The organism is Ciceribacter ferrooxidans (assembly GCF_004137355.1).
GTDB lineage: Bacteria > Pseudomonadota > Alphaproteobacteria > Rhizobiales > Rhizobiaceae > Allorhizobium > Allorhizobium ferrooxidans.
On record NZ_SDVB01000196.1, the window covers coordinates 103,991 to 119,323 of the forward strand.

16 protein-coding genes are annotated in these 15,333 nt (G+C 67.2%); 7 read left to right on the forward strand and 9 right to left on the reverse strand.

The features are described 5' to 3' along the window. Window positions 1–22: 22 nt before the first annotated feature. The 6 genes from nosZ to EUU22_RS09805 are packed head-to-tail and all read left to right on the forward strand — an operon-like array spanning window position 23 to window position 6,586. Complete coding sequence (nosZ, locus tag EUU22_RS09780) at window positions 23–1,942, forward strand: TAT-dependent nitrous-oxide reductase (protein ID WP_129331839.1); 1,920 nt, start codon at window positions 23–25, stop codon at window positions 1,940–1,942. Further along, a complete protein-coding gene (locus EUU22_RS09785) occupies window positions 1,939–3,330 on the forward strand; it encodes a nitrous oxide reductase family maturation protein NosD (protein WP_439329131.1) in 1,392 nt (463 codons plus the stop codon). The genes nosZ and EUU22_RS09785 overlap by 4 nt, the downstream gene beginning before the upstream one ends. Beyond that, complete coding sequence (locus EUU22_RS09790) at window positions 3,327–4,241, forward strand: ABC transporter ATP-binding protein (protein WP_129331841.1); 915 nt, start codon at window positions 3,327–3,329, stop codon at window positions 4,239–4,241. Before EUU22_RS09785 ends, EUU22_RS09790 begins: the two co-directional genes overlap by 4 nt. Then, a complete protein-coding gene (locus EUU22_RS09795) occupies window positions 4,238–5,065 on the forward strand; it encodes an ABC transporter permease subunit (protein ID WP_129331842.1) in 828 nt (275 codons plus the stop codon). Before EUU22_RS09790 ends, EUU22_RS09795 begins: the two co-directional genes overlap by 4 nt. After that, window positions 5,062–5,589 (forward strand): nitrous oxide reductase accessory protein NosL, encoded by a 528-nt coding sequence (locus EUU22_RS09800; protein ID WP_129331843.1) that lies wholly within the window; start codon window positions 5,062–5,064, stop codon window positions 5,587–5,589. Before EUU22_RS09795 ends, EUU22_RS09800 begins: the two co-directional genes overlap by 4 nt. After that, window positions 5,582–6,586, forward strand: a complete 1,005-nt coding sequence (locus tag EUU22_RS09805) for an FAD:protein FMN transferase (RefSeq protein WP_129331844.1) — start codon at window positions 5,582–5,584, stop codon at window positions 6,584–6,586. Before EUU22_RS09800 ends, EUU22_RS09805 begins: the two co-directional genes overlap by 8 nt. 16 nt (window positions 6,587–6,602) lie before the next feature. On the opposite strand, the gene EUU22_RS09810 is transcribed toward EUU22_RS09805, so the two are convergent. Next, window positions 6,603–6,893 carry a DUF6522 family protein gene (locus EUU22_RS09810; RefSeq protein ID WP_129331845.1) on the reverse strand — a complete coding sequence of 97 codons (291 nt, stop codon included), beginning with the start codon at window positions 6,891–6,893 and terminating at the stop codon, window positions 6,603–6,605. Window positions 6,894–6,908: 15 nt separating this feature from the next. Continuing rightward, entirely contained in the window at window positions 6,909–8,066 is a 1,158-nt protein-coding gene (locus tag EUU22_RS09815; protein ID WP_129331846.1) for an HPP family protein, read from the reverse strand. Between the two features lie 157 nt (window positions 8,067–8,223). Here EUU22_RS09815 and EUU22_RS09820 point away from each other — a divergent pair, with 157 nt between their 5' ends. Beyond that, a complete protein-coding gene (locus EUU22_RS09820; protein ID WP_245484951.1) occupies window positions 8,224–8,895 on the forward strand; it encodes a 5-formyltetrahydrofolate cyclo-ligase in 672 nt (223 codons plus the stop codon). Between the two features lie 12 nt (window positions 8,896–8,907). Here EUU22_RS09820 and EUU22_RS09825 read toward each other — a convergent pair whose 3' ends face one another. The 7 genes from EUU22_RS09825 to EUU22_RS09850 form a co-directional block, all read right to left on the reverse strand. Further along, on the reverse strand, window positions 8,908–9,174 hold the full coding sequence (locus EUU22_RS09825; protein WP_129331847.1) for a DUF4167 domain-containing protein: 267 nt from the start codon (window positions 9,172–9,174) through the stop codon (window positions 8,908–8,910). Between the two features lie 81 nt (window positions 9,175–9,255). Continuing rightward, window positions 9,256–9,432 carry a hypothetical protein gene (locus EUU22_RS25250; protein WP_165351133.1) on the reverse strand — a complete coding sequence of 59 codons (177 nt, stop codon included), beginning with the start codon at window positions 9,430–9,432 and terminating at the stop codon, window positions 9,256–9,258. 248 nt (window positions 9,433–9,680) lie between these two features. After that, complete coding sequence (locus EUU22_RS09830; protein WP_129331848.1) at window positions 9,681–10,712, reverse strand: histone deacetylase family protein; 1,032 nt, start codon at window positions 10,710–10,712, stop codon at window positions 9,681–9,683. Further along, window positions 10,709–11,239, reverse strand: a complete 531-nt coding sequence (locus tag EUU22_RS09835; RefSeq protein ID WP_129331849.1) for a GNAT family N-acetyltransferase — start codon at window positions 11,237–11,239, stop codon at window positions 10,709–10,711. Before EUU22_RS09835 ends, EUU22_RS09830 begins: the two co-directional genes overlap by 4 nt. Window positions 11,240–11,295: 56 nt before the next feature. Further along, window positions 11,296–12,246 carry a 3,5-dioxohexanoate:acetyl-CoA acetone transferase gene (gene kce, locus EUU22_RS09840; protein WP_245484952.1) on the reverse strand — a complete coding sequence of 317 codons (951 nt, stop codon included), beginning with the start codon at window positions 12,244–12,246 and terminating at the stop codon, window positions 11,296–11,298. Window positions 12,247–12,257: 11 nt separating this feature from the next. Then, window positions 12,258–13,619, reverse strand: a complete 1,362-nt coding sequence (locus tag EUU22_RS09845) for an aminotransferase family protein (protein ID WP_439329132.1) — start codon at window positions 13,617–13,619, stop codon at window positions 12,258–12,260. A gap of 9 nt (window positions 13,620–13,628) precedes the next feature. Continuing rightward, window positions 13,629–15,260 (reverse strand): N,N-dimethylformamidase beta subunit family domain-containing protein, encoded by a 1,632-nt coding sequence (locus EUU22_RS09850; protein WP_129331936.1) that lies wholly within the window; start codon window positions 15,258–15,260, stop codon window positions 13,629–13,631. Window positions 15,261–15,333: the final 73 nt, after the last annotated feature.

A 15,333-nucleotide genomic window follows, 5' to 3' on the forward strand; every position in this document is an offset into this window, starting at 1 on the left:
CAACCACCCAAGGAGAGGTAGTATGTCAAACGAAGAGAAAATGCGCCTGAACAGACGCCAGATGCTCGGCACCACGGCGATCGCAGCGGCGGCCGGCGCGGCAAGCGTCAGCGGCGCGCTGACGCTGACCGGCGGCACCGCGACACCCGCCAAGGCCCAGGAAGCGGCCGGCGGCAACACCTACGAGGTGAAGCCCGGCGAGCTGGATGAATACTACGCCTTCTTCTCGAGCGGCCAGACGGGTGAAGTGCGCGTCGTCGGCGTGCCGTCCATGCGCGAGATGATGCGCATTCCGGTCTTCAACCGCTGCAGCGCGACGGGCTGGGGCCTCACCAACGAGAGCCGCAAGGTGCTGACCGAGGGACTGCTGCCGGAAACCCGGGAATTCCTGGCGGACATGGGCGGCATCTACATGAACGGCGACCTGCACCATCCGCATCCGTCGCAGACGGACGGGACCTATGACGGCCGCTATCTCTTCGCCAACGACAAGGCGAACACCCGCGTTTGCCGCATCCGTCTCGACGTGATGAAGTGCGACAAGATCATCCAGCTGCCGAACCAGCACACCGTCCACGGCCTGCGCGTGCAGAAGTATCCGCGTACCGGCTACGTCTTCGCGAACGGTGAAGACCGCGTGCCGATCCCGAACGACGGCAAGATTCTCAACGACCACAAGCAGTATCACGCGATCTTCTCGGCGATCGACGGCGACACGATGAAGGTCGCCTGGCAGATCAAGGTCGACGGCAACCTCGACAACGTCGACGCCGACTACCAGGGCAAGTACGCTTTCGCCACCTGCTACAACTCCGAAGAGGGCGTGAACCTCGCCGAGATGATGGCGAGCGAGCAGGACTGGGTCGTCGTCTTCAACCTGAAGCGCATCGAGGAAGCCGTGGCCAAGGGCGACTTCCAGGAACTGGGCGGCGTGCCCGTTCTCGACGGCCGTCACGGCTCGCCCTACACACGCTACATCCCGGTCTCGAACAGCCCGCACGGCATCAACACCGCGCCGGACGGTATCCACGTCGTGGCGAACGGCAAGCTTTCGCCGACCGTCACGGTCTTTGACGTTCGCAAGTTCGACGACCTGTTCGACGACAAGATTGAGCCGCGCGACTGCGTCGTCGCCGAGCCGGAACTCGGCCTCGGCCCGCTGCACACTGCCTATGACGGCCGTGGCAACGCCTACACCACGCTGTTCATCGACAGCCAGGTCTGCAAGTGGAACATCGAGGACGCCAAGAAGGCCTATGCCGGCGAGAAGGTCGATCCGATCCGCCAGAAGCTCGACGTCCACTACCAGCCGGGCCACAACCACAGCTCGATGGGCCAGACCAAGGAAGCCGACGGCAAGTGGCTTGTGTCGCTCAACAAGTTCTCCAAGGACCGCTACCTGAACGTCGGCCCGCTGAAGCCGGAGAACGACCAGCTGATCGACATTTCCGGCGACGAGATGGTGATCGTCCACGACAACCCGACCTTCGCCGAGCCGCATGACGCGACGCTGGTCCACGCCTCGAAGATCAACCCGGTGAGCATCTGGAAGCGCGACGACCCGTTCTTCGCCGATGCGGTGGCCCAGGCGAAGGCCGACGGCGTCGACCTGCTGGCCGACAGCACGGTCATCCGCGACGGCGACAAGGTCCGCGTCTACATGACCTCCTCGGCACCGGCCTTCGGCCTCGAGGACTTCACGGTCAAGCAGGGCGACGAAGTCACCGTCTACGTCACCAATATCGACGAGGTCGAGGATCTGACGCACGGCTTCGCCATCGTCAACTACGGCATAAACATGGAGATCGGCCCGCAGGCGACCTCCTCGGTGACCTTCAAGGCGTCCAAGGCCGGCGTCTACTGGTACTACTGCTCGTGGTTCTGCCATGCGATGCACATGGAGATGAAGGGCCGCATGTTCGTCGAACCGAAGGCGGTATGATGATCCGCCTTTCCGCGGCAACACTGATCGGGATGGCGGCCTTCACGGCCGCCCTCCCACCTTTTGCCTTCGCTGCGGAGCTCAAGATTTCGCCGGCGGAGGATGCCGCCCTGCAGGCGGTGATCGACCGGGCGGCACCCGGCGACACGATCATGCTGCAGGCCGGGACCTATCGAGGTCCGGTCACCATAGGCAAACCGCTGACGCTTGCCGGTGAAGACGGCGCGGTGATCGCCGGCGCCGGCCGCGGCAGCGTCGTCACCGTCAACGCCGAGAACGTCACCGTCCGCAACCTTTCGATCACCGGATCGGGCCTGGACATCGCGGCCCTCGATTCCGGGGTCTTCGTCGCGCAGACGGCGACGGGCGCGGTCGTCGAGGACAACGAGATCACCGGCAACCTCTTCGGCATCTACCTGCACGGCGCCCGCGATTCCGTGGCGCGCGGCAACCGGATCGTCGGCCTGCAGGAAGGCCGCATGAGCGAGGCCGGCAACGGCGTCACCGTCTGGAACGCGCCCGGCGCCAAGGTGCTCGACAACGACATCCGCTTCGGCCGCGACGGCATCGCCACCAATGCCAGCAAGAACAACGTCTTCCGCGGCAACCGCTTCCGCGACCTGCGCTTTGCCGTGCACTACATGTACACCAACGACAGCGAAGTGAGCGACAACGTCTCGACCGGCAATTCGGTCGGCTACGCCATCATGTTCTCGCAACGGCTGAAGGTCACCGGCAACGTCTCCGACGGCGACCGCGACCACGGCCTGCTGCTGAACTCGGCCAACGGCTCCGTCATTACCGGCAACACGGTGATCGGCCGCATGCAGCCGATCGACCGCTGGCTCAGCGCCGGCACGCGCTCCGAACACGGCGTGCCGCAATCGAGCGAGGAGGATACCGTCAGCCTCGGCGGAACCCGGCTCGGGCCGGAGAAATGCGTCTTCATCTACAACGCCAACCGGAACCGTTTCGCCGACAACCTGTTCGAAGGCTGCGCGATCGGCATCCACTTCACCGCCGGCTCGGAGGGCAACCGCATGAGCGGCAATGCATTCATCGACAACCGCAACCAGGTCAAATACGTCGGCACCCGCTATCTCGACTGGTCGGAAGGCGGGCGCGGCAACTACTGGAGCGACAATCCGGCCTTCGACCTCGACGGCGACGGCATCGGCGACACGCCGTACCGGCCGAACGATCTCATCGACCGCGTGCTCTGGACCGCACCGCAGGCGAAGCTGCTGACCAGCAGCCCGGCGGTGCAGGTGATCCGCTGGGCGCAGGCGCAGTTTCCCGCCCTGCTGCCGGGCGGCGTGGTCGACAGCCGGCCGCTGATGACGCCGCCCGCCGCCATGCAGCCAGCCGGCAAGGGGGTGGTGCGATGACCGAAACCGTCAGCCTCTCCGCCGTCGGCAAGCGCTACGGCAAGGTAGACGCCGTGCGCGACGTTTCCTTCACCCTCGGCGCCGGCGAGACGATCGCGCTCGTCGGCCACAACGGCGCCGGCAAGACGACGCTCATCAAGATGATGCTCGGCCTCATCCGGCCGACGACCGGCACGGTGAACGTGCTCGGCGAGGACCCGTCGAGCGGCGATTTCGCGGTGCGCCGGCGGCTCGGCTATCTTCCGGAGAGCGTCTCCTTCCACATGGCGCTCACCGGCCGCGAGACGCTTTCCTTCTATGCGCGGCTGAAGCACGTCGACGAGGCGGAGATCCCCGGTCTCTTCGAGCGGGTGGGGCTCGCGCCGCTCGCCGCCGACCGGCCGGTCCGGACCTATTCCAAGGGCATGCGCCAGCGCCTCGGGCTCGCGCAGGCGCTGCTCGGAAAACCACGCATCCTGCTCCTCGACGAGCCGACGAGCGGCCTCGACCCGGCGCTCCGCCGCAGCTTCTACGATCTCATCGCCGAGCTGCGGGACAAGGGCACGACGGTGCTTCTTTCCTCGCACGCACTCACCGAACTCGAGGGCCGCGCCGACCGCGTCGTCATCGTCAACGACGGTGTGAAGATCGCCGACGGCACACTCGACGACCTGCGCCGCATCGCGCGCCTGCCGACGCGGATCAGCCTCAAGGTCGCGGAAGGCACCGAGAAGCCGCAGGGGATCAACGGCGCCACGCCGTGGAGGAACCTCGGAGACGGTGCTTTCGAAACGGACGTCGCGCCGGAGGAGAAGATCGCGCTGCTCCGGAAGGTGACGGCGACACCGACGGCGCTGAGCACCCTCAGCGTCGCCGAGCCGACGCTCGACGATCTTTACGCGCATTTCCTGAGAGGGCAGCAGAGACCATGACCAACCTATTGATCATCGCCCGCAAGGAAATCCAGGAGGGGCTCAGGAACCGCTGGGTGCTCGCGACCACGCTGCTGCTTGCGGCGCTTGCCCTGACGCTCACCTTTCTCGGCAGCGCCCCGACCGGTAATGTCGGCGCCGGGCGGCTCGACGTCGTCATCGTCTCGCTTGCGAGCCTGACGATCTTCCTCGTGCCGCTGATCGCGCTGCTGCTCTCCCACGATGCGATCGTCGGCGAGATGGAGCGCGGCACGATGCTCTTGCTCCTGAGCTACCCGATCGGGCGGCGCGAGGTGATCTTCGGCAAGTTCCTCGGGCATCTGGCGATCCTCGCCTTCGCGACCGTCTTCGGCTACGGCGCCGCCGCCGCGGCACTTGCGGCGACCGGCACGGCGATCGATGCCGAAAGCCTGCGCGCCTTCCTCGCGATGATCGCCTCGTCGGTGCTGCTCGGCGCCGTCTTCACGGCGATCGGCTACGTGGCGAGCGCGGTTTCGGGCGAGCGCAGCACCGCGGGCGGGATTGCCGTTGGCATCTGGCTGTTCTTCGTGCTGATCTACGACATGGCGCTGCTCGGCGCCCTCGTCGCCGCGCAGGGTAAGACCGTGCCGTCCTGGCTTCTCGATCTTCTGCTGCTCGCAAACCCGACCGACGCCTACCGGCTCCTCAATCTCGGCTCGGGCGAAGCGGGCGCACTTTCCGGCCTCGGCGGGGTCGCCGCCCATACCGGGCTTTCGCCGGCGCTGCTTCTCGTAGCACTTGCCGTCTGGACGCTCGCGCCGCTTGCCGCCGCGACACTGCTTTTCTCGAGGAGAGAACTATGAGACCGTTTGTTCTGGCATCAAGCCTCCTCGCGCTCCTGCTGCTTACCGGATGTAGCGAGGAGCAGAAGGTAGAGGTACCGGCCCCCTACGCGCTGACCGAAGAGGCGATGGGCCGTTACTGCGGCATGAACGTGCTGGAGCATGCAGGTCCGAAGGGACAGATCATCCTCGAACAGATCCCGGAACCGATCTGGTTCTCGTCGGCCCGCGACGCGCTCGCCTTCACCATGCTGCCGGAGGAGCCGAAGGACATCGCGGCGATCTACGTTTCCGACATGGCGAAGGCGCCGAACTGGGACGAACCGGGGGCGGAGAACTGGGTCGACGCGCGCAAGGCCTTCTTCGTCATCGGCAGTTCGGTACGCGGCGGCATGGGCACCGAGGAGACCGTGCCGTTCTCGACCGAGGCGGCGGCCAAGGATTTTGCGGAGAAGAACGGCGGCCGCGTCGTCCGCTTCGACGAGGTGCCGCAGGATTACGTGCTCGGCAACGGCACGGACGAGAAAGGACAGAACAATGGCTGACGCTTTCAACCGCCGCCGGGCACTGACCATCATGGCCGCCGTCGCCGGGCTTCCCCTCATTCCCTTCGCCGGCCGTGCGCATGCGGCAATCGCGCCCGTGACCTGGCAGGGGCAGGCGCTCGGCGCGCCCGCGACGCTGGTCCTCAATCACCACGACCAGGCGGAGGCGGAGGCACTCGTCGCCCGCGTCGTCGCCGAGGTTCGTCGGCTGGAGGACATCTTCAGCCTCTATCGCGCCGATTCGGTTCTTTCCGAGCTCAACCGCACGGGTGCGCTTGCCGCACCGCCCGCCGACCTCGTGGATCTGCTCGGCCATTGCCGGACCGCCTGGGAGACGACCGGCGGCGCCTTCGACCCGACCGTGCAGCCGCTCTGGATGCTCTATGCCCGCCACTTCCAGGCCCTCGGAGCCGATCCGTCCGGGCCGGAAGGCAGGACGCTGACGCAGGCGCTCTCGATGGTCGCCTTCGATAGTGTACGCTTCAACGGCGACCGCATCGCCTTCGCAAAGGCCGGCATGGCGCTCACCCTGAACGGCATCGCCCAGGGCTACATCACCGACAAGGTAGTGGCGCTGCTGCGCGATGCCGGCGTGACCAGCAGCCTCGTCGAGATGGGCGAGAGCCGCGCAATCGGTGCGAAGGCCGACGGCAGCCCGTGGCGGATCGGGCTTGCCGAAACCGAGACGGGGGAACGGGTGGACACCATCCTGCCGGTCATCGACAAGGCGGTCGCGACCTCCAGCGCCTCCGGCTTCCACTTCGATCCGTCCGGACGCTTCGGCCATATTCTCGATCCGCGGCAGGGCGCGGTGCCGCCGCTCTATCGCCGCATGAGCGTGGTGGCGCCGTCGGCGACGGCCGCCGACGCCTTTTCGACGGCCTTCAGCCTGATGAAGGAGGAGGATATCCGGGCGGTGGCCGCGGCCACGCCCGGGATGACCGTCGATCTTTCGACGGCGGACGGACAGCACGTCCGCTTCGGCCGCACGCTCTGACGCGGCGGCCGGGGTGTCACGCCTGCTCTCCGGCCTCCGGACGCCGCAGGAGCTCGCCGCGGACGAAGGAAACGCCCTCGCGGATCACGCGGTCCTCGCCGTCGAGGATCGCCCGCCAGACGCGATTTCCGAGCCGAAGGCTCAAGCGGCGGGTGCCGGCATCCTCGCCCTCGCCGATCTCGACCGTGCTCTTGACGAGCCCGTGATGCATGCGCTTTCGGAAATCCTCTTCCGCAAGGCCGAAACGGCCGGCGATCTCGGCGGAATCGACGAGGAAATCGCCCTTCGCATCGCGTTCGATCTTCATGGCATGGCTCCCGCTCTACTGCGCCGCGACCAGCACCGGCGGCGCACCGGCGAGGCTCGCATGCCCGCGCGTGCCGGGCAAGGACCGGGCGATCGCAGCGAGCAGATCGGTCTGCGAAATCAGCCCCAGAATGTGCCGGTCGCCGTCGATGATGACGACGGCGTGGGCGCGGCCGTCGGTCAGGAGCGGCATGAGGCCGAGCGCCGGATCATCGACGGCGGCGGTCGCCGCGGCGGAGATGACGCCGGCGATCTCCTCGCCGGCATGGGCGAGTTCCCTGAGGCCGACCGTGCCGAGCAGGCGGTCGTCCTCCCCGGTCACTGGCAGGGTGCGGATATTGTGGTGCAGGAGCAGTTGGCGGGCTTCACCGGGCGAGGCCCGTTCGCCGACGGTCACCACATCGCGGGACATGATGTCGCCGCACGAAAGCGGGCCGTGTGCCCGGATCGTCGCCTCGACCTCGACCTGCTTCAGCAGCCGCTCGAGATCGCCGCGGTCGATATCGAAGGTCTCGTCGAGCGCGGCGAGCGCCGCATCGATGTCCTCCTCGCGGAAACCGACGCGGACGGGCGGCGGCAGGTCGCGGGTCTCGTGCGTATTCACCGGACGGGGTGCCGCGACATGCGGATAGGCGCGGCCCGTCGCGCGGTGGAAGAGGAAGGCGAGGCCGACCAGCAGGCAGGAATTCAACCCGACCGGGACGAAGGGATAGAGATAGCCCCATTTTGCGAGTGCGGCATTGCCGAGCACCGCCGTCATGGCGACGGCGCCGCCGGGCGGATGGAGCGAGCGGGTGAGCGACATGGCGGCGATCGCCAGCGCCGCGGCAATCCCGGTCGCAAGAACGGGCTCCGGCACCATTTGCGCGACGGTGAGCCCGACCATGGCCGAAATGACGTTGCCGCCGATCACCGACCAGGGCTGTCCGAGCGGGCTTGAGGGAACGACGAAGAGAATGACCGCGGACGCGCCGATCGGCGCGACGATCAGCGGCAGATGCGGATCGGGTCCGAGCAGCGCCCCACAGAGGAAGCCGGTGAGTGTGGTCGCAAGCAGCGCGCCGACGCAGGCGAGCAGGCGCTCGCGCAGCGTCGCGCCGGCAAGGATGGGATGAAAGAAGGGGAAGCGGGTTTCAGGCGGGAAGCGTCGGCGTCGAACGGGTCCGTCAGTCATTTTCTCGGCTATTTGCTCGCTCTTTGGACAGGCCCTGCTTTAGAAAGAAGCAGATTGCCCGTTTTATTGGCGATGCCGGAATGCTACTCAAGGAAGATTATTGCCGCTTCGCCGGCTTGCGGGGAAAGTTCGTTCCACGCCGGCAGAGGGAGGATTGATGTCCGGTCGCGACGACGACGACGAAAGCCGCGAATATGCTTCGCCGGCCTGTTTCATGCACGAGATCGACCCGGCCTATATGGGGCTCGCGCCGGCGGAGCCACATGACGTCATGCGCTGGCGCGCGGCGGAGCGGGAGCGGCTGATCGCCCAGCGCATGGCGCTTTCGCCGGATGCGCGGGCGAGCTATTCGAGACTGATCGCCGAGCGGCTCGACACGCTCGTTCCCGAGGTCGCCGGCAGGGCGATCAGCCTCTACTGGCCGTTTCGGGGAGAACCCGATCTCAGGCCCTGGATGGCGACGGTGACGGCACGAGGGGGGAAGGCCCTGCTCCCGGTCGTCGCCGGCAAGGGACAGCCGCTCACCTTCCGCGCCTGGGCGGAGGGCGAGAAACTCGAACGCGGGGTGTGGAACATCCCGTACCCCGCGGAGGGACCGGAGGTTACGCCGGATGTGGTGATCGCGCCGCTGGTCGGTTTCGACCGCGACTTCTATCGCCTCGGCTATGGCGGCGGCTATTACGACCGCACGCTGGCGGGGCTTGCCGGTCAGCCGATGGCGATCGGCGTCGGTTATGGATTACAGGAAATCGCGACCATCCATCCGCAGCCGCATGACGTGCCCATGCAGGCGATCGTCACGGAGTGGTGCCTTCGCCGCCGGTCGTGAGGGGACACCGCCTCAGGCGTGAGGGGTCTTTTCCGCGGCTGCGGCGGCAATCGCCGCAGCGCTGCGATAGTAATGTTCGGCGTGCTGGTAGTAGTTTTCCGCTTCGATGCGGTCGCCCGAGCGTGCCGTCTCCTGCGCCAGCGCAAGATAGTGTTCGTAGCGGTCCATTGCGGCCTTGGGCGAGTTGGCCGGGCCGCGCGCGCCGCCGCGTGAGCCGCCGCGGGCGCGGTTGTTTGACGGGCTCTTCTGGCGAGGGCCGCGGGTCTGTCGTTTGCTCATTCTTCGTATTCAGGCCGGTCTTGCCGGCCTCTCCTTGGTGGAAGGTTTGTTATGAATGGATCGGTGGGAAGCGCCGCGACGTCAGTCGATCTGCTCGGCGACGAGCGCGCGCATTTCCTCGCGGCTGAAGCGCACGACCGCCGGTCTCCAGGCTGCGGGGCCGGCGATGCGCCCGGCGGGGGCTGCCGCAACCGGCAGACGCCGCGGCGGCGAGAGGGTCTTCAGGTTCTTGTTCGTCTGTTTTTGTGTCTTTTGCATAGTTTTCCTGGGCGACGGTCTCCAAATCGGACCGGCCGCGATCATGTCTTGGGAAGAATTCAGGCTGCAGGGGAAAGCTCAAGGCTCGTATTGAGAGCCGATGTCCGATGCGTGCATTCAAGAGGCGCTCTCCCTGGAGCGCCAGCCGCATCAAGCCCGATACCGAAGCTATAGATGACCATGCATTGTGTCGGTTTCAAGATGCAGCCGGACGCAACGATGCGACGAGGCGTCCGGCCGCGTGCTGATCAGCCGCCGGCGCCTGCCCCGAAGGCTGAAAGGAAGGCGTTGAGATTGTCGGAAAGCGCGTCGCAGAGATAGCCGCCTTCCTGGACGATGACGGTCGGTAGCTTAAGGCCCGCGATCGCCTCGCCGATCCGCGAAAAACCGGGCGTCGTCACCGAGAGCCCGCCGAAGGGATCGCCCTCGAAGGCATCGAGCCCGAGCGCCACGACGAGGGCATCGGGAGAAAAGGCGCGGATGCGGCGGAAGGCGGCGCCGAGGGCGAGCAGGAACTCCTCGTCGCCCGACTGGCGCGGCAGCGGCAGATTGAGGTTGTAGCCGAGGCCGGCCCCCTCTCCGCGCTCGTCGGCATGGCCCCAGAAGAAGGGGTAGAAGCGCACCGGATCGGCATGGAGCGAGATCGTCAGCACGTCGGAGCGGGCATAGAAGATGCCCTGCGTGCCGTTGCCGTGATGAAGGTCGACGTCGAGGATCGCGACGCGCGCCGCCGTCCGGCGCAAATGCTGCGCGGCGACCGCGGAATTGTTGACGAAGCAGAAGCCGCCGGCGACATCGGCGAAGGCGTGGTGACCCGGAGGGCGGCAGAGTGCGTAAGCCGCCGGTGCGCCGGCGAGCACGGCGTCCGCCGCCTCCACCGCGCTCCAGGCGCTCCAGCACGCGCTCTGCCAGGTTTCCGCGGAGATCGGGCAGGCCGTGTCGGCCATGTGGTAGCCGGCCTGACCGACGGCGGATGCGGGATAGCGCCCGGTGCGGGCAAGCGGATGGATGTTCGGGATCACCTCTTCCGAGGCGCCGGCGATACGCTGCCAGCGCTCGAAGATATGCTCCAGGAATTCGAGATATTCCGGCGTGTGGACGGCCGCGATCGGGGCGAGCCCGTGGGCGCGCGGCCGGACGATCTCGCAACCGGCGGCCTTCGCGCCGAGAAGCAGGCGCTCGACGCGTTCCGGCTGTTCCGGATTGGGGTGCGGCGCGCCGCTCGACAGGAACATCTTGGGGTCGTGCCGCTTCTGCTCGTCGGCGTAGAAGGCTTTCATTGCATGTCCTCGTGTCGGGTTTCATCGGGACCGGCGAGGGCCAGGAAGGCCTCGCCATAGGCGCCGTGCTCGCGGTCGGTCTGGAGCCAGGCGAGGCCCACGCGCTCGTAGAAGCCGTGGGCGGAGACGTTTTCGGTGTCGACGGCAAGGCGCAGATAGACGCCGCCGCGTTTGCGCGACCAGGAGGCGACCGCCCGCAGGAGACTTTCGCCGATACGCCGGCCGCGGAAACGCTCGTCGACGAAAAGGTCCTGCACGTAGACGCCCGGCCGGCCGAGCCAGGTCGAGAAGATCGGGAAGAACAGGCAGAGACCGGCAAACTCACCGTCCACCTCGGCGATGAGGCCGGAAAACGCCGCCTCCGGGCCGAAGCCGTAGCGGCGGAAATCCTCGGCCGTGCTCCTGATCTTCGCCTGCTGGCCGAGATGGCCGGCAAGATCGAGGATCGCCGCGTGCATCGCCTCGGCATCCTGCGGCTCCGCCGGGCGGATGCGCAGTGCCGCAGCCTCGTTTCCCTCGTCGCTCATGACCTGCCCGTCCTCTTCATGGTCCCCTTCGCCGGCGCGATGATAGCCGCCATCCGTCAAAAGGCCACCGCATCGGCGCCCTTCAGGCCGAGATGAGCGCGCGCCTCGGCGGGGGTGGCAACCTCGAGCGACAGGGCGTCGAGGACGGTGCGGATGCGCGCGACCTGCTCCGCATTGCTGCGGGCGAGACGGCCGCGGCCGCTGTAGAGGCTGTCCTCCAGCCCGACGCGAACATGGCCGCCCATGGCGGCGGCCATGGTGATCATCGGCATCTGGTGGCGGCCGGCGGCGAGCACCGAGAAGCTGTAGTCCGCACCGAAGAGCTTGTCGGCGATGCGCTTCATGTGGGTGAGATTTTCCGGATCGGCGCCGATGCCGCCGAGCACGCCGAAGACGAACTGGATGAAGAGCCGGCCCGAGATGAGGCCGCGGTCGCGCAGATGGGCGAGCGAGTAGAGATGCCCGACATCGTAGCACTCGAACTCGAAGCGGGTGCCGCATCCCCGACCGAGGCGATCGAGGATGAATTCCATGTCCTCGAAGGTGTTCTTGAAGATCGTGCCGCGGGTCGCCTCCAGAAGCTGCGGCTCCCAGGCGTGCTTCCATTCGGCAGGTTTGTCGAGCACCGGAAAGAGCGCGAAGTTCATCGAGCCCATGTTGAAGGAAGCCATTTCGGGCTGCGCATCGAGCGCCGGGGCGAGACGCGCTTCGAGCGCCATCAGCGAGGAGCCGCCGGTCGAGATGTTGACCACCGCGTCCGTCGCCTCACGGATCTGCGGCAGGAACTGCCGGAAGACCGCCGGATCGGCGCTCGGGCGTCCGTCCTTCGGGTCGCGGGCGTGCAGGTGCAGGATCGCGGCACCGGCCTCGGCGGCGGCGATCGCCTCGGCGGCGATCTCGTCCGGCGTCACCGGCAGGTAGGGCGACATGGCCGGCGTGTGCACCGAGCCGGTGACGGCGCAGGTGATGATCACCTTGTTGCGCATGGGATCGGTCTTCGTGGTCATCGGCCTCTCCTTCAGCGGTTCACGGGCAGGCCGAGCTCGGCGGCGAGCTCGGCGAGCGTGCTTTCGAGGATGCCGACCGTCTCGGCGATCTCTTCCGGCGTGATGATCATCGGCGGGCAGACGAGGAAATGGTCGCCCTCGGTGCCGCCGCGGGTGCGCCGCGAATAGATGATGAGGCCGCGCTCGTAGGCGATGTCGACCACCCGCTGGTAGGCGTTCATCTCCTTCGGCAGCGGCGCCATCGTCTCACGATCGGCGATGAATTCGGCGGCGAGCAGCAAGCCCTTGCCACGCACGTCGCCGATGAAGGGGAAGCGTTCGGCGAGCCCTTCGAGTTCCCGGCGCAGGAGATTGCCGGCGCGTGTCGCATTGCCGAGCAGGTCGTGGTTTTCGATCTCATCGAGGACGGCGAGCCCCGCCGCACAGGCGAGCGGATTGCCGGCATAGGTATAGCCGTGGGCGAAGCCGCCGGCATCGAGCACCGGACGGACGAGGCGCGAGGGCGCGATCATCGCGCCGAGCGGGCAGTAGCCGGCGCCGAGCCCCTTGGAGAGCGCAATCAGGTCCGGCCGGCAGTTCCAGTGGTCGCCGCCGAGATACTTGCCCGTGCGCCCCGCCCCGCTCATCACCTCGTCGTGGATCAGCAGGATGCCGTAGCGGTCGCAGATCTCGCGGATGCGCGGATAGTAGTTGTCGGGCGCGGTGAGCGCGCCGGTCGATGCGCCGCCGATCGGCTCCATGATGAAGGCGAGCACGCTTTCCGTCCCTTCCGCGAGGATCTTCTCCTCCAGCATGTCGGCATATTTCAGCCCGCGCTCCTCCATCGAGAGGTTGTCACGGTCGAGATAGGCGGTCGGCGCCTTGATCTTCGGCATTGCCTGCATCATCGGCAGGAAGGGGGCAGTGAGCGCATCGTAACCGGTGACGGCGAGCGCGCCCAGCGTCGAGCCGTGATAGGAGGGAAAGCGCGAGATCACCTTGTAGCGGCTCGCCTGCCCGACCGCTACGGCCCATTGGCGGGCGAGCTTCAGGCAGGATTCGACCGCCTCCGAGCCGCCGGAGACGAAGAAGACCCTGTCCATGCCCTCCGGCATATGGCCGGCGAGGCGGCGGGCCAGCTCCTCGGCCGGTTCGTTCTCGAAATGCAGGCGGTAGGCGAACGTCACCTTGTCCATCTGCCGCTTCATCGCCTCGAGGACGCGGCGATTGCCGTGGCCGATGTTGACGACCATCGCGCCGCTCGACCCGTCGATCACCTTCCGGCCGGTCTCGTCCCAGATGTAGATGCCCTCGGCACGGCTCGCGAGCGGCCGGCGCAGGCGGCTCTGGTAGAAGAGATGGGAGGCCGGGCGGGCGGCGGGCTGGTTCGGCATGGACATTCCCTATGAGCGTTCGAGATAGCGGTTGAGGACATTGGCGGTGACGCGCTCCACCATCGCGTCGCGGCGGAGAAGCCCCGCCACCCATTCGGTGCTGCCGGCGTGGAAGACCTCGCCCTTGCCGCGCGGGAAATTGACGATCATGCCGCAGCCGCGCTTCACCTTTTCGAGGTTTTCGTCGCTCGCCGACCCGTGGAGCGTCTCGGCGACGAAGCGGCCGTCCTCGTCGCCGAGGAAGCGGTCGGCCGCGGGGATGTCGGCGCTCTCCTCGACAAGCGAACTCATGCCGAGCGCGAGCACTTCGAGGCCCTCGGGCGGGCTTCCCTCGCCGGTCGGCTCCGGCAGGCCGTTGCGGATCACGTAGTCGAGGCCGTCGACCTCGTAGCCGAAGATGTGGCTCTCGCCACCGAGGATGTCGCCGTAGTAGAGCCCGGTTCCGGCGAAGGCCCAATGCTCCGGGCGGTAGACCGGAAAGCCGCGCACGCCGCGCGGGGCGCAGCCGCCCCAGCCGGCATAGAGGCCGCGGGTGGCGTTGAGGCCGAAGGTCATGGCGCCGGGACGGCCGATCTCCGGCGCCTCCCAGCTGTTGGTGGCGCGGGTGACGTCGCCGCCGCGATAGACCGGGTCTTCGCTTCGCGCCCGGTATTTGTAACAGACTTGGGCGCGGCCCTCGTCCTCCAGACGCGTCTGCCACATGAAATTGCCGGCGAACCGCGCCGCCCGGCCGCCGCGCTCGACGAAACCGTCGACGGCGTCGCGCATCTCCCAGGTCCAGTATTCGTCATGGCCGACGAAGACCACGCAGTCGTAACCGCCGAGGATTTCCGGCCGGAAATGCAGGTCGTGCTGGCTCGCCAGATCGATGCCATAGCCTCTCTCCTCGGCCCAGCGGAAGAAATGGCCGTCATAGCTCGCCCAGCCGGCGGAGGCGTATTTCTTCGAATGGCCGGTGGCGAAGGCCCATTCCATGTGCGGATAACGCGGCGCGGTCACCCGCGGGGTGTCGATCGAAAGCGGTACCCGCGGCGCCTCCTTCGGCAGCGTGACGAAACCGCGGCACCACGGACGTTCGAGGCTGACGGTGGTCGCGAACTGGTCGCGGTCAGGCCCGGTGATGCCCTGGTAGTGGTTGGAACCGCCCCAGGTGTTGTAGGCGGTCCAGGTGCCGGTCGCGGCCACCTGCAGCAGCCGCCGCTCCTTGCGCCCCACAGAGGGACGCAGGATGAAGAGATGCCGGCAGGTGATCGGCGCGCCGTTGCGGCCTTCCGCCGTGAGCGTCACGCGGTAGCCGCCGGAGGGCCAGTGTGCGGGAATGCGGAAGGCGAAACTTTCCTGCCAGCCGCAGCCGGTGACGGAACACTGGTCCGGCGTCTCCTGCCAGCGCGCGGCGAGACCGCGTTCGCTCATGACCGGCATCTCGACGGCGCCATCGCGCAGGATTTCGAGGTCGAAGCGCGCCGCGGTGGAACTGATGAAGAGGGTCACCAGATCACCCGCTTCATAGGACATCCGGTCGCTGTAGCACCAGATCTCGCCACGCTCCCCGTCCATGCCGGGATATTCGTAATAGTGGCCGAGCACCGCGAAGCGGCGTTGCTCCGGCGTCAGGCCGAAATCCGGAAAGGCTGTCGTCATGTCGTATCGCCCCTCTGCCGCCGGAAGAACCGGGCCCTCGCGCCGCTGCCGGAGAATGGCCGGCATGATTGCC

What these genes read in the sequence shown, in the direction of transcription:
- nosZ (WP_129331839.1), top strand. Translation starts at nt 23, where the DNA reads ATGTCAAACGAAGAGAAAATGCGCCTGAACAGACGCCAGATGCTCGGC.
- EUU22_RS09785 (WP_439329131.1), top strand. Translation starts at nt 1,939, where the DNA reads ATGATGATCCGCCTTTCCGCGGCAACACTGATCGGGATGGCGGCCTTC.
- EUU22_RS09790 (WP_129331841.1), top strand. Translation starts at nt 3,327, where the DNA reads ATGACCGAAACCGTCAGCCTCTCCGCCGTCGGCAAGCGCTACGGCAAG.
- EUU22_RS09795 (WP_129331842.1), top strand. Translation starts at nt 4,238, where the DNA reads ATGACCAACCTATTGATCATCGCCCGCAAGGAAATCCAGGAGGGGCTC.
- EUU22_RS09800 (WP_129331843.1), top strand. Translation starts at nt 5,062, where the DNA reads ATGAGACCGTTTGTTCTGGCATCAAGCCTCCTCGCGCTCCTGCTGCTT.
- EUU22_RS09805 (WP_129331844.1), top strand. Translation starts at nt 5,582, where the DNA reads ATGGCTGACGCTTTCAACCGCCGCCGGGCACTGACCATCATGGCCGCC.
- EUU22_RS09810 (WP_129331845.1), bottom strand. Translation starts at nt 6,893, where the DNA reads ATGAAGATCGAACGCGATGCGAAGGGCGATTTCCTCGTCGATTCCGCC.
- EUU22_RS09815 (WP_129331846.1), bottom strand. Translation starts at nt 8,066, where the DNA reads ATGACTGACGGACCCGTTCGACGCCGACGCTTCCCGCCTGAAACCCGC.
- EUU22_RS09820 (WP_245484951.1), top strand. Translation starts at nt 8,224, where the DNA reads ATGTCCGGTCGCGACGACGACGACGAAAGCCGCGAATATGCTTCGCCG.
- EUU22_RS09825 (WP_129331847.1), bottom strand. Translation starts at nt 9,174, where the DNA reads ATGAGCAAACGACAGACCCGCGGCCCTCGCCAGAAGAGCCCGTCAAAC.
- EUU22_RS25250 (WP_165351133.1), bottom strand. Translation starts at nt 9,432, where the DNA reads ATGCAAAAGACACAAAAACAGACGAACAAGAACCTGAAGACCCTCTCG.
- EUU22_RS09830 (WP_129331848.1), bottom strand. Translation starts at nt 10,712, where the DNA reads ATGAAAGCCTTCTACGCCGACGAGCAGAAGCGGCACGACCCCAAGATG.
- EUU22_RS09835 (WP_129331849.1), bottom strand. Translation starts at nt 11,239, where the DNA reads ATGAGCGACGAGGGAAACGAGGCTGCGGCACTGCGCATCCGCCCGGCG.
- kce (WP_245484952.1), bottom strand. Translation starts at nt 12,246, where the DNA reads ATGACCACGAAGACCGATCCCATGCGCAACAAGGTGATCATCACCTGC.
- EUU22_RS09845 (WP_439329132.1), bottom strand. Translation starts at nt 13,619, where the DNA reads ATGCCGAACCAGCCCGCCGCCCGCCCGGCCTCCCATCTCTTCTACCAG.
- EUU22_RS09850 (WP_129331936.1), bottom strand. Translation starts at nt 15,260, where the DNA reads ATGACGACAGCCTTTCCGGATTTCGGCCTGACGCCGGAGCAACGCCGC.